The sequence below is a fragment of the Streptomyces sp. RGM 3693 genome (assembly GCF_050471125.1).
GTDB lineage: Bacteria > Actinomycetota > Actinomycetes > Streptomycetales > Streptomycetaceae > Streptomyces.
The window spans coordinates 653,760-665,406 of sequence record NZ_JBMPPQ010000002.1 but is presented as its reverse complement, the minus strand read 5'-3'; the positions used below and the strand labels follow the sequence as shown (position 1 = coordinate 665,406).

General features: G+C 72.5%; 8 protein-coding genes and 4 tRNA genes. 5 read left to right on the top strand and 7 right to left on the bottom strand.

Features of this window, described 5'->3' with window-relative positions; all coding sequences use genetic code 11:
• Nucleotides 1–225 precede the first annotated feature (225 nt).
• Nucleotides 226–1,134: a LysR family transcriptional regulator gene (locus ACO0M4_RS20285; protein ID WP_430372181.1), complete on the bottom strand. Its 909-nt coding sequence runs from the start codon at nt 1,132–1,134 to the stop codon at nt 226–228.
• Between the two features lie 107 nt (nt 1,135–1,241).
• On the bottom strand, nt 1,242–2,759 hold the full coding sequence (locus ACO0M4_RS20280; protein WP_430372180.1) for an MFS transporter: 1,518 nt from the start codon (nt 2,757–2,759) through the stop codon (nt 1,242–1,244).
• Between the two features lie 405 nt (nt 2,760–3,164).
• On the opposite strand from ACO0M4_RS20280, the gene ACO0M4_RS20275 reads away from it, so the two are divergent.
• Entirely contained in the window at nt 3,165–3,623 is a 459-nt protein-coding gene (locus ACO0M4_RS20275) for a hypothetical protein (protein ID WP_430372178.1), read from the top strand.
• A gap of 392 nt (nt 3,624–4,015) precedes the next feature.
• Here ACO0M4_RS20275 and ACO0M4_RS20270 read toward each other — a convergent pair.
• The 4 genes from ACO0M4_RS20270 to ACO0M4_RS20255 form a co-directional block, all read right to left on the bottom strand.
• Nucleotides 4,016–4,088 (bottom strand) — tRNA-Lys (locus ACO0M4_RS20270).
• Nucleotides 4,089–4,416: 328 nt separating this feature from the next.
• Complete coding sequence (locus tag ACO0M4_RS20265; RefSeq protein WP_430372176.1) at nt 4,417–6,714, bottom strand: DEAD/DEAH box helicase; 2,298 nt, start codon at nt 6,712–6,714, stop codon at nt 4,417–4,419.
• A 232-nt stretch (nt 6,715–6,946) separates the two neighbouring features.
• Nucleotides 6,947–7,678, bottom strand: a complete 732-nt coding sequence (locus ACO0M4_RS20260; RefSeq protein ID WP_430372175.1) for a hypothetical protein — start codon at nt 7,676–7,678, stop codon at nt 6,947–6,949.
• 146 nt (nt 7,679–7,824) lie between these two features.
• On the bottom strand, nt 7,825–8,175 hold the full coding sequence (locus tag ACO0M4_RS20255; protein WP_430372173.1) for a metallopeptidase family protein: 351 nt from the start codon (nt 8,173–8,175) through the stop codon (nt 7,825–7,827).
• Between the two features lie 95 nt (nt 8,176–8,270).
• On the opposite strand from ACO0M4_RS20255, the gene ACO0M4_RS20250 reads away from it, so the two are divergent.
• The 4 genes from ACO0M4_RS20250 (at nt 8,271) to ACO0M4_RS20235 (ending at nt 10,270) form a co-directional block, all read left to right on the top strand.
• Nucleotides 8,271–9,914 (top strand): metallophosphoesterase, encoded by a 1,644-nt coding sequence (locus ACO0M4_RS20250; protein ID WP_430372171.1) that lies wholly within the window; start codon nt 8,271–8,273, stop codon nt 9,912–9,914.
• A gap of 83 nt (nt 9,915–9,997) precedes the next feature.
• A tRNA-Glu gene (locus ACO0M4_RS20245) sits at nt 9,998–10,070 on the top strand.
• A 47-nt stretch (nt 10,071–10,117) separates the two neighbouring features.
• A tRNA-Asp gene (locus ACO0M4_RS20240) sits at nt 10,118–10,192 on the top strand.
• 4 nt (nt 10,193–10,196) lie between these two features.
• A tRNA-Phe gene (locus ACO0M4_RS20235) sits at nt 10,197–10,270 on the top strand.
• Nucleotides 10,271–10,449: 179 nt separating this feature from the next.
• On the opposite strand, the gene ACO0M4_RS20230 is transcribed toward ACO0M4_RS20235, so the two are convergent.
• Nucleotides 10,450–11,529 (bottom strand): ABC transporter permease, encoded by a 1,080-nt coding sequence (locus tag ACO0M4_RS20230; RefSeq protein ID WP_430372169.1) that lies wholly within the window; start codon nt 11,527–11,529, stop codon nt 10,450–10,452.
• Nucleotides 11,530–11,647: the final 118 nt, after the last annotated feature.

Here is an 11,647-nt window from a genome sequence, read left to right as displayed (position 1 = left end):
CGTTCCGACCCCGGCCCACCGGGCCGCCCTCGTTGGCGAACCGATCGATCCCGTTGCGTTGGTCATGCCGCATCCGACCGGCGCAGTGTTTCCGACCGTCACGCTGCTTCCGACCGTCACACTGCTTCCGGCCGTCACGCCGTTTCAAGGCTTGCCGCCACGGCGCCGGCCGGCGAGTCCTCCTGCGCCGAACGGGGTAGGAGCAGGCTGGGGCCGCCCCACCCCCTACGGGTTCCCCCCACCGGGCTCCCGCACCGTCCCCCGCCCCCCGCCCTCGCACTGATGGACCGTGGCCTGCGCGTGGGCGAGGAAGCGCCGGGTCAGCGGATGCCCGTGGTGCCGCGGAAAGACGAGCTGCAACGGCATCAGGGGCGCGTCGGGGATCGCCACGAAGGAGATGAACGGGTGCACCCGTTGCCGGCCGATGGACTCCGGTACGACCCCGATGCCCCGGTTCCCGGCCACCGCCTCCAGCCACTCGTCGAAGTTCCCGCACCGGGCGGCGATTTCCGGCCGTTCCTCCGGCGGCCAGTCCGACCCGTCCGTCGTCCCGCTGACCTCGTTCAGCACCAACGGCATACGGGCCAGCTCCCGCCAACCGACCTCGTCCCGCGCGGCGAGCGGTGACCGCACCGATACGGCGGCGACCCGCCGCTCGTGCAGCAGCGTCACGGCCGTCAGGCCCGGCACGGTGATGTTCCCGCGCAGGATCGCGATATCGACCTCGCCGCTGTCCACCCCCGCCAGGGCCGCGTCCCGTCGGAAGACCCGCGCCCCGACCCCGGTCTCCGCCTCGAACCGCTCGATGGCGGCCTGCGGCCAGGTGGCCGGAAATCCCCAGGCGAAGCCGATACGGAAGAGGGGCACGTCCGGCGCCGGGAGGAGGGCCGCCTCCAAACGGGGCAGCAACCCGCGGAGTTCGTCGTACAGCCGCTCGCCGGCCGGGGTGAGCGTGACCTGCCGGGTGGTGCGCTCCAGGAGGCGGTAGCCGAGCAGTTCCTCCAGGCGGCGGATGGTGCGGCTGACCGTGGGCTGGGAGAGGCCGAGGCGGTCGGCCGCCCGGGTGAAGTGACGCTCCTCGGCGAGGGCCAGGTAGCAGCGGAGGTGGTGCAGCTCGATGCCCGGTATCGCCATGATCGGCATCCTAGGCGGCCCCGCCCCGGCCCCACCGGGAGCGGTGGGCACCGCCCGCCCCCACCGCTCCCGCGCGCCTCAGCGGGCCCCCACCGCTCCCCCGCACCTCACGCGGCCACCGCGCCCCCGCCCTCCTCGCTACGCACCCCGCCCGACGTCCCGCGCCGCCCCCGCATCCCGACCCAGATCACCAGGAACGCGGCCCCGGCCACCGCGCACAGCAGCCACATCGCCGCCTGGTTGCCCTGCAGGAACAGTTCCCCGGAGAGCGCCTCGACGCCGCGCCCGTCCAGCCCGGTGTGCGCGCGCAGCAGCCCGACCCCGGCCCCGGGATCGGCCACGGCCCGCGACACCCACTCCCCACCCGGCAGGCCGCGCGCGGCGAGTGCCGCGTCCAGCGCGTCCCGCGCCGACCAGCGGTAGACCGCCATCCCCACCGCCAACCCGATCGCCCCGCCCAGGTTGTGGAAGGTCCACGACGAGCCGACCGCCATCCCGGCCAGCCGCTCCGGTACGGCCGACAGCGCGGCCACGGTGGCCGGTCCGAGGACGAACGCCCAGCCGATCCCCATCAGCGCGAACGCCGCCACCACGAAGGCGACCGGGCGGTCCCGGGTGAACTGCGCCTGCAACGCCGCCGACAGGGCGAACGCCACGAACCCCACACAGAGCAGCAGCCGCGGCCGGAACCGGTCCACCAGCCGCCCCACCACGGGCGACAGCACCGCCATCACCGCCGTGCACGGCAGCAGCATCAGTCCGCTCGCGGTGCCCCCGTAATGCCGCACGGACACCAGGTACAGCGGCATCAGGAAGAACGCCAGGCAGTAGAAGAACGCCAGCGAGAAATCGGCGGTGAGCGCGCCGAGGAAGGTGCGGTTCCCGAACAGCCGGAAATCGACGAGAGGCGCCGCCACCTTCCGCTCCACGACACAGAACGCCCCGACACCGACCATTCCCGCGCCCAGCAGACCCAGAATGCGACCGGACGTCCACCCCCACGAATCCCCCAACGTGAGAGCGAGAATGAGCGCGGGCAGGGAGAGGCTGATCAGCGTCAGCCCCGGCCAGTCCGGCTTTCCGACATCCGCGGCCCGGCCCCGCGATTCCCGTACCGCGGAAAAGCACACCGCCAACCCGATAACGGTCAGCGGCACGTTCAGCCAGAACACCCAGCGCCAGTTCAGCCCGCCGACGATGAATCCGCCCAGCATCGGCCCGAGCGCCAGCCCGAGTCCGTTGACGCCGTAGAGCGCCCCGATGGCCTTGCCGCGGTGCGCCGGCGGGAAGGTGTCCGAGACCAGGGCGCCGGTGCTGGTGTAGAGCACGGCGCAGGCGGCCCCCTGGACGAAGCGGCAGAGGATCAGCGTCCGTACGTCCGGCGCGCATCCGGCCGCCAGCGAGGCGACCCCGAAGACCGCGGTCCCGATGTACAGCACCCGCCGCCGGCCGTGCTGATCGGCCAGCCGTCCCATGGTCACCATGAACATCGACAGCGCAACGATGAAGACATTGACGATCAGCTGGAGTTCAGTGACCGTGGCCCCCATATCCCGCTGAATGGCCGGCGCCGCGGTATTGACGATGGTGAGGTCGATACAGCCGAGGAAACTGATGAGGCTCAACCCGGCGAATGCCCGCCACCGGCGACCCGCCCCGTCCCCACGCCCACTCCCTTTACCGGCGGGCCGTGCACTCCGCACTTCCCCACCACTTGCACGCGCAGCAGAATTCACGCACTCGGTCGTCAAGATTCCCCTCCTCGGGCCGACGGACAACGTCCACGCCGTTCCTCCGTCATTCACCAATGACGCTAGGTACGGCATCCGGCCCGAACAAATAGCCGCCCCGCCCTCCTCATACGCACCACGCATGAATCAGCGGCCGGCCCCACCCGACGGCTCGACGGCTCGACGGTCCACCGCGGGCGTTAGTGGGGCGTTAGCCGTACGACGAGAGAGCATCAGCAGCGGCCGGCAGTCTTGTTCTCACGCACCCGGAACACCACGTCGAGACAACGGGGGAAGAACATGTCGCACCGCACCGCACTCCACCACGCCCGCAAGGCCGCCGCCGCCGCGGTGATCGCCGTCGCCGCCTTCGGGCTCACCGCCTGCCAGGGCGGCGGCCCCAACGCCTCGCCCACATCCGCCTCCGCGAGCGCCCAGCAGTCCACCGGCTCCACGGCCAAGACCCCCCAGGGCTCCACCAAGAGCACGCCCTCGAAGACCTCCAAGAAGCCCGGAGTGCGCTGCACGGACCAGATCAACTACGCCGGAGACCCCAGGTCCAACGCCGACATCAACACCATCGGCGACAAGACCGGCCACTGCCCCACCCCGGAAAAGAGCGGCGCACCCTCGAACACCCCCAAGAAGCCCGGAATGCGCTGCACCGACCAGATCAACTACGCCGGAGACCCCAGGTCCAACGCCGACATCAACACCATCGGCGACAAGACCGGCCACTGCCCCACAGTCCAGCACTAGTGAGTTCGTGCGGTATCCGTCCGCTCCAACGGCAGGCCGGCGGCGGGATGCCCTGCGCCGCCCTGCCGATCAGGTGGCGTGCCCCGCGCCGAGGGCCGGCACCCGGCACGTGAGGGCGAGGCGGGGCACCACCAGGGCCCTCGCCCGGCAGGACAGCGCACGCCGCGCCCGCTCCCGCGCCGATCACCTTCGTGATCCACACCACGTCGCCACCCCGGGACCACCACGCGGCTGATTCCCCGCCCCCGCCCGGTATCTGACACGGCGCCGGCCACGCCGACCCCTCACGCATCGCGCACGCAGCCGGCCGGAAAAGCGAAGCGCCCCGGCCGGTGCATTCCGGTCGAGGCGCTGAACCGCAGGTCAGACGGCCTGTCCTGCGAGGGATTCGGTGGGCCATCAGGGGCTCGAACCCTGAACCAATGGATTAAAAGTCCACTGCTCTGCCAATTGAGCTAATGGCCCGCACCGAGCAGCATAGCCGGAGGACGCGCCGCAGCCCGAAGGCATTAGGGATCTGGCCGATCCACGGCGTGCCGCAGCCCTGCTCCGCCGGCCACGATTGCCCAGCTACGGCCGTACGCCGCGCCCCTACGAGACGCCCACGGCCACCGCGCGCCCGACCGGCCACACGCCCCACAACGCACCGCACCGCACGCCGACGCCCCCGCCCGCAACGCGCCCGCGGCGCCTCAACGCACAGGGCCCGTACGGCACTTGAGTGCGGTACGGGCCCTGCGCAGGTCGTGCGGCCTATCGGCGGGTATCAGCCACGCCGCCGGCCACTGTCGACTCAGCCGTTGCGCTTCCAGCGCGGCTTGTCGTCACGACGGCCGAAGCTGGGCGCGCTGCCGGAGCCGCGGTGGTCGTCCCGACGGCCGTAGGGGCGGTCGCCGGAGGGGCGGTCGCCAGCGGGGCGGTAGCCGGAGGCCGGCCGACCGCCGGAGCGGTCGTCACGGTTGAACGGGCGGTCGCCGCCGCCGGAACGGTAGCCACCGGAGGGACGCCCGCCGCGGTCGTCACGGTTGAACGGACGAGCCGCCGGGCGGTCACCGCGGTCACGGTGGAAGCCGCCACGGTCGTCACGCCGGTCGTCCCGACGGTCCCGGCCGAAGCCACCACGGTCGTCGCGACGCTCGTCACGACGCTCGAAGGAACGGCCGCCACGGTCGTCACGGCGCTCGTCACGACGCTCGAAAGAACGGCCACCGCGGTCGTCACGACGGTCGTCACGACGCTCGAAAGAACGGCCGCCACGGTCGTCACGGCGGTCCCGGCTGAAGCTGCCACGGTCGTCACGACGGTCCCGGTCCCGGCCGAAGCCACCCCGGTCGTCACGACGGTCGTCACGGCGCTCGAAAGAACGGCCACCGCGGTCCTCGCGACGGTCCCGCCGCTCGAAGTTCCCACGCTCGTCACGGCGCTCACCGCGCCGCTCGTCACGACGGTCGTCCCGACGCTCGGAGGACCGACGGTCGCTCGGCCCGGCCTGCGCCGGCACCACGGCCTCGGCCGACTGGGCCGCCTCGACCGCCGCCTCCGCGGCCGCCTGGGCGGTCGCCGCCAGCGCCTCCGCCGGGTCCTCGCCACGCTCACGGGCGGCCCGCGCGGTCAGCCGGTCGGCGTCCTCGCGCAGCTCGGTGGCGCGGCGCTGGAGCCGCTCCAGCTCCTTGGTGAGGACGCTGACCTCGCGCTCCGCCTGCTTGGCGGTGTTGTTCGCCGACTCGGCCTGGACCTCGGTGAGCGAACGCGCACCGGTGATCTTGGCCAGGTCCTCGTCGAAGGCACCGGCGCCGCCGACGATGTGCCGCGAGGCGTCCACGCCCGCGTCCTCCATCAGACGGAAGATCTGCCGACGCTGGTGCGGCAGCGACAGCGACACGACGGTGCCGGACTGGCCGGCACGGGCGGTACGGCCCGAGCGGTGCAGGTAGTCCTTGTGGTCACCGGCCGGGTCGACGTTCAGGACCAGGTCGATGCCGTCGACGTGGATGCCGCGGGCGGCGACGTCGGTGGCGACCAGCGCGTTGAGGTAACCGTCCTTGAAGTCCGCGAGCACCCGGGTACGGGCGCCCTGCGTCATTCCGCCGTGCAGCGCGTCCGCCGTCACGCCCGCCTCGATCAGCTGCTCGGCGACCCGCTCGGCGCCCAGCTGGGTGCGGACGAAGATGATGGTGCGGCCCTTGCGGGCGGCGATCGCCGCGGTGACCGGCGCCTTGTCCTTCGGCTTCACGACGAGGACGTGGTGGGTCATGGTCGTGACGTTGCCCTGGGCGCTGTCGACCTCGTGGCTGACCGGGTTGGTCAGGTAGCGCTTGACCAGCGTGGAGATCTCGTTCTCCATCGTGGCCGAGAACAGCATCCGCTGGCCGCCGTCGGGCACCTGGTCCAGCAGCTCGGTGACCTCGGGCAGGAAGCCCAGGTCGGACATCTGGTCGGCCTCGTCGAGGACGGCGACCTGGACGTCCGCCAGGGAGCAGGCACCGCGGTTGATGATGTCGCGCAGTCGGCCCGGGGTGGCGACGAGGATGTCGACGCCACGCTCCAGGGCGTAGATCTGGTTGCCCATGGACGTACCGCCACAGACGACCTTCATCTTCAGGCCGAGGACGTCGCCGTACGGCTGGAGGGCATCCGCGACCTGCATCGCGAGCTCACGGGTCGGGGTGAGGATGACCGCGCGCGGCTTCTTCTTCTCGGTGCGGCCGTCGGCCAGCCGGGCCAGGGTCGGCAGACCGAAGGAAAGGGTCTTGCCGGAGCCGGTGCGGCCGCGGCCCAGGATGTCCTTGCCGGCCAGCGCGTCCGGGATGGTCGCGGCCTGGATCGGGAACGGGGTGGTGACGCCGTTCTGCGCGAGCTTGCGGACGACGCCCTCGGGGAGCCCGAGGGCCGCGAAGGTCACGGTCTGGTCGTCGCCGTCCTCGGCGTCATCGTCGGCGTCGGTGACGTCCTCGGCCACGGCCGGCTCGACGACCTCGGTGCCGGCGTCCACCGCCGGGGTCACCTCGTCGGTCTCGACCGTCTCGGGAGCCGCCTGCTCGGGCTGCTCGTCGCGTGCGGGCAGGGCGGACTGATCAATGGAAATGGACATGCGAAATGCGAAACCTTCCGGAGTCTCGGCACGCGCCCACAACTCCGTGTGATTTCACAAAGACCGCCTCTATGCGGTCAGCCACGGTAAGGGAGAGAACGCGCCACACGGCGCGCTTTTTTCAGGGCGCCGGGCAAATGGGATCAAACGATCTACCACCATACGCACCCTTCCCCCCACAAGGCAAATGCGCTCCGATCCACCCGCCCACCCCGGCCCCGGACCACGCCCCTCAGACGTCCCACTCCACCTGAGGCGCCACCGGCGAGGACAGCGAGGAAGACCCGTCCCCCGGCGCGAACGAGTGCGCTGCGGACGACGAGGATGACGAGGATCCCGACGACGACTTCGGGGAGAACCTCGGGCGCAAGGGCGACGGGCCGGACGCCTGGGCGCCACCGGCCGGCGACGGGGGTCCGCCCGACGGCCCGCTCGGCTGGGCACTCGGCGAGCCGGGGGCCGGCGCACTGGGCGGGGACGACGGATGGGCGGGCCGGGACGGCGAGGGCTGCGCGGGCCCCGGGCCGACCGGGCCGGTCCCGCCGTGGGCCGGCCCCGGCTCCGGGCCGGACGGCTTGGCCGGCTGCGGGGGCGCCGACGACGGCGCGGACGGCACGGCGCTCGGCGACGCCCCGGCATCGCCCTCACGGTCCGTCCCGGCGTCCCCGTCCGCCGGCTGCGCGGGGCCGCCGCGGCCCGTCCGCCGCGGTCCGTCGCCTCGCCCGTCGGCGGTCAGCCCGCCGGGGCGGTGGGTCTGCCCCTTCCCGTCACCGTGCCGGGTGGCGCTGCCCGACGGCACGGGGTGTCCGGGATCGCTGACGCTCATGCAGCCGGCCAGTGAGACGGCCAGCGCGGAGACGGTCACCGCGGCGGCCGCGACCCGCGCCATCGAGCGCCCGGCCGGCCCGGACGCGGCGGCCCTGATGGTGGGCGGATCGACGGCGGATTGCGGGCGAGGGGGCATCGGGTACACGGGTGGGACCTCCGGATCCGGAGCGCAGGGACGGCGTCGGACGCCCTGCCCAACTCCCGTCCCCCATTGGAGGACACGCGAGGGCCGACACGCGCTCCCCCTCCGCCCGCGCGCCCCTCCGGCCCGCCCCGCGCCCCTCAGCCGTAACCGAGCGCGTGCAGCCGCGCGTCATCGATCCCGAAGTGATGCGCGATCTCGTGAACCACCGTCACTTCGGTCTCCGCGACCACGTCTTCCTTCGAGTCGCACATCCGCAGCGTCGGCCCGCGGTAGATGGTGATCCGGTCCGGCAGGACACCCGCGTACCACTCCCCGCGATCGGTCAGCGGCGTCCCCTCGTACAGGCCGAGCAGCTCGGGGTCGTCGGCCGGGGGTTCGTCCTCGACGAAGACCGCCACGTTGTCCATCAGTCGGGTCAGCTCCGGCGGGATCCGGTCCAGCGCCTCGGCGACCAGTTCCTCGAACTCCTCGCGCGTCATTTCCAACACGCCCCCATTGTCCGCCACCGTTCCCCGCCGGCGGGTCCCACGGGCGGAGCCGCCCCGCCCCGCATAACGGACGGCACAGCGGGCATAGGGGACCAATGGCCCGCGCCGCGCGCTCCCGGACACCGCACCCCGACCCGCCAGGCCGCCCCCGTCTCCGCCTCCCCGGCCCCCGCCTCCCCGGCCGCCGGAGGCACCCGGCCGTACCCGACCGGCCCGGCACCGGACGGGAACGGCCCGCCGCCCGCCGTACGACCCCGCTCAGCACGCTCGCACCGCCCGCGCACCCGTACGTCCGGGCCCTCGGCCTGTTGGCCGTCAGCGCGCTCGGCGCCTGGCTGGGGCTGCTGGTCCTCGGCGGCGTCCGGGCCCCGGTCGGCCCGATGGACACCAGCATGGCGCTGCGCCCCTCCCTGACCGGCGGCACCCGGATCACCGTCCCACCCCTGGGCGCCCTGGAACTGGACAGCCACACCGCCCCCGTCCGCCTCGACGTCGACGTGGACCGGCTGGACCCGGCCCGCTCCGCCGCGCTGGTCGATCACCCGGAGCGGTTCGCCGGCCTCCAGCAGCAGGTCACCCATGACGTGCTCCGCGGCGCCGCCGGCCTGGCGGTGACCTCCTGCACCGCGGTGGTCTGCGGCGCCACCACGCTGGGCCTGGTCGTCTACCGCCGCCCGCGCCGCGCCCTGGCCGCCGGCGGACTCGCCCTCGCCCTGCTCACCGCCTCCGGGACCGCCGCGTACGCCACCTGGAACCCCCGGTCCGTCCTGGAGCCGCGGTTCTCCGGACTGCTCTCCTCCGCCCCGTCCGTGGTCGGCACCGCCCGCAACATCGTCAGCGAATTCGACGTCTACCAAAAGGAGTTGGCGCGCCTGGTCACCAACGTCAGCAAGCTCTACGACACCGCCTCGACGCTGCCCGCCTACCGGCCGGACCCGACCACCCTCCGCGTCCTGCACGTCTCCGACATCCACCTCAACCCGGCCAGCTGGCACCTCATCGCCTCACTGGTGAAGCAGTACCGGATCAACGTGATCATCGACACCGGCGACACCATGGACCACGGCTCGGCCGCCGAGAACCACTTCCTGGACCCGGTCAGCACGCTCGGCGCGCCGTACGTCTGGGTTCGCGGCAATCACGACTCGCGCGGCACCCAGCGCTACCTGACCGGCCGCAAGCACGTCACCGTCCTCGACGACGGGCGGGTCACCCAGGTGGCCGGGGTGCGCATCGCGGGCGTCGGCGACCCGCAGTTCACCCCGGACCGCTCGGTGGTGGCGGCCGGCGACGCGGCCGAGCGCACCGCCGGCAGCCGGCTCGCCGACGCGCTGCGCACCCAGCGGCTGACCGGCACCCCGGTCGACATCGCGCTGGCCCACAACCCGGCCGCGGCGGCGGAGGCGGACGGGCTGGTCCCGCTGGCCCTGGCCGGCCACATCCACCACCGCGAGATCAGCACGCTCCCCCAGGGCACCCGGCTGATGGTCGAGGGCTCCACGGGTGGCGGCGGGCTACGCGCCGTCCAGAACAAGCAGCCCGCGCCCGTGCAGGCTTCGGTGCTCTATCTGGACCGCACCACCAAACGACTCCAGGCGTGGGACGAGATCACCCTGGGCGGACTGGGTCTGACGCGGGCCGAGGTCAGCCGTCATCTGCCCCACGAGAACCAGCCCGCAACACCGGGCGGCACCCCGTCAGCCGGCCCGTCGGCGACGGCTTCCGACGGGCCCGGGTAAACCGTTTTGGCGAACGGTCCTCCCATCCCATATGCTTCTCACGTCCCCGACGGAGCCGGTAACGGCGCCAAGGCGGGCCATCAGCCCTCATCGTCTAGTGGCCCAGGACGCCGCCCTTTCAAGGCGGTAGCACGGGTTCGAATCCCGTTGGGGGCACGCACTACCGTGTGCGAGACTGGTGCAAGCCACCTCGCACAATGCAAGGTCCTGTGGAGCAGTTTGGAGTGCTCGCCACCCTGTCAAGGTGGAGGCCGCGGGTTCAAATCCCGTCAGGACCGCTGCGGCTGGGTAGCTCAGTTGGTACGAGCGTCCGCCTGAAAAGCGGAAGGTCGCCGGTTCGACCCCGGCCCCAGCCACACCCATTGGGAGAAGGTCCCGGTTCGTTTTCGAACCGGGACCTTCTTCTTTCTGCTGTGTCCGGTGTCTCTGCTGTGTCCGGTGTCTTCGATCAGCTTCTCGTCGGGGCCTTCCTCGTCAGGAATTCCGTCCCGTTGGTGGGCCCGTGCGGATACCGGGCCTCCCGGCGCCGGGAGGTTCAGGCGTCGGCGGCGTGCGCGGGCGCGGGGGCCGGTTCGCGGCCGCCCGGGTGACGGTGCCGCCAGCCCCAGAAGACCGCACAGGAGAGCGCCGACCAGCCGGCCAGCACCAGGAACGGGAAGGCGTGCTGGTGGCCGCTGAAGTAGACCGCGGTGTGCTGGGCGTTGACCGAGGCGCCCGGCGGCAGCCAGCGGCCGATCTCGCCGAGTACGGACGGGAGCAGCGGCCAGGAGACCGCGCCGCCGGACGAGGGGTTGCCGAGGAGGACCATCAGTCCCCAGGTGGGGATCATCGCCCAGCGGCCCATCAGGGTGTTGAACATCGTGAAGACCATGCCGGACGTGAACATGGTCAGCGCGAGGATCATCCAGGACTCGACGAACGGCAGCCGGAGCGCACCCAGCCACCAGTCGGCCACCGCGGCGATGGCGAAGCCGCCGAGCAGGGCGTAGGCCACGGTGAAGGCGACCCGCTCGACCGGGTTGAGGGCGCGGGCGTGCACGCTGAGCTGGATGGCGCCGACGAAGCCGATGATCACGGCCGCCAGGGAGATGTAGAAGAGCGCCAGGCCGCGCGGATCGCCGTGCTGTAGTGGCTTGATGTCCCGGACGGTGACCTGCACGCCGGTGGCCGGGCCGACCTTGGCGGCTGCCTCGGACAGGAGTTGGGCCACCGAGGCACCGGAGGCGCCCGATACGTCCAACTCCACCCCGCGGCCGTGGGCACGCAGCACCGCGAACTCGCGCTGGTCGTCGACGGCGTCCCGGGCCGCGGCGTAGGTGGCGTAGCCGGTCGGCCGCAGGGAGGCGTTGAGGGCCTGCTCCATGCCGGCGACGAAGGTCTTCTGCTGCGGGGCGGCGGGGGTGGTGACCACGGCCGTGGGGATGTGGCGCGGGGCCGGGTTGGCCATGGCGTAGGTGTACGAGCCGGCGAAGAGGCCGGCCGCCGCGGCGAGGATGAACATCAGGATGACCGCCGGGAGGAACGGCGACCTCTTGAAGGCCGCCCAGCGCTCCGGCCAGGTCCGGGGCCGGCCGTGTCCGCCATGGGGAACGGCGTCATCTTCATGATCACGCATAGGAAACACGCTAAGGCACCGATGTCGGACATACCGCCCCAGGTCTCCCCTGCCGATCGGTCCGGGGTCTCCCGTCGCGACCGGTCCGAGGGCGGCTTCGGCCCGGCCCGGGGCGTGG

Excerpts from the sequence above, each read along its gene's own strand:
- ACO0M4_RS20285 (WP_430372181.1), bottom strand. The coding sequence starts at position 1,134 with ATGGCGATACCGGGCATCGAGCTGCACCACCTCCGCTGCTACCTGGCC.
- ACO0M4_RS20275 (WP_430372178.1), top strand. The coding sequence starts at position 3,165 with ATGTCGCACCGCACCGCACTCCACCACGCCCGCAAGGCCGCCGCCGCC.
- ACO0M4_RS20265 (WP_430372176.1), bottom strand. The coding sequence starts at position 6,714 with ATGTCCATTTCCATTGATCAGTCCGCCCTGCCCGCACGCGACGAGCAG.
- ACO0M4_RS20260 (WP_430372175.1), bottom strand. The coding sequence starts at position 7,678 with ATGCCCCCTCGCCCGCAATCCGCCGTCGATCCGCCCACCATCAGGGCC.
- ACO0M4_RS20250 (WP_430372171.1), top strand. The coding sequence starts at position 8,271 with ATGGCCCGCGCCGCGCGCTCCCGGACACCGCACCCCGACCCGCCAGGC.
- ACO0M4_RS20230 (WP_430372169.1), bottom strand. The coding sequence starts at position 11,529 with ATGCGTGATCATGAAGATGACGCCGTTCCCCATGGCGGACACGGCCGG.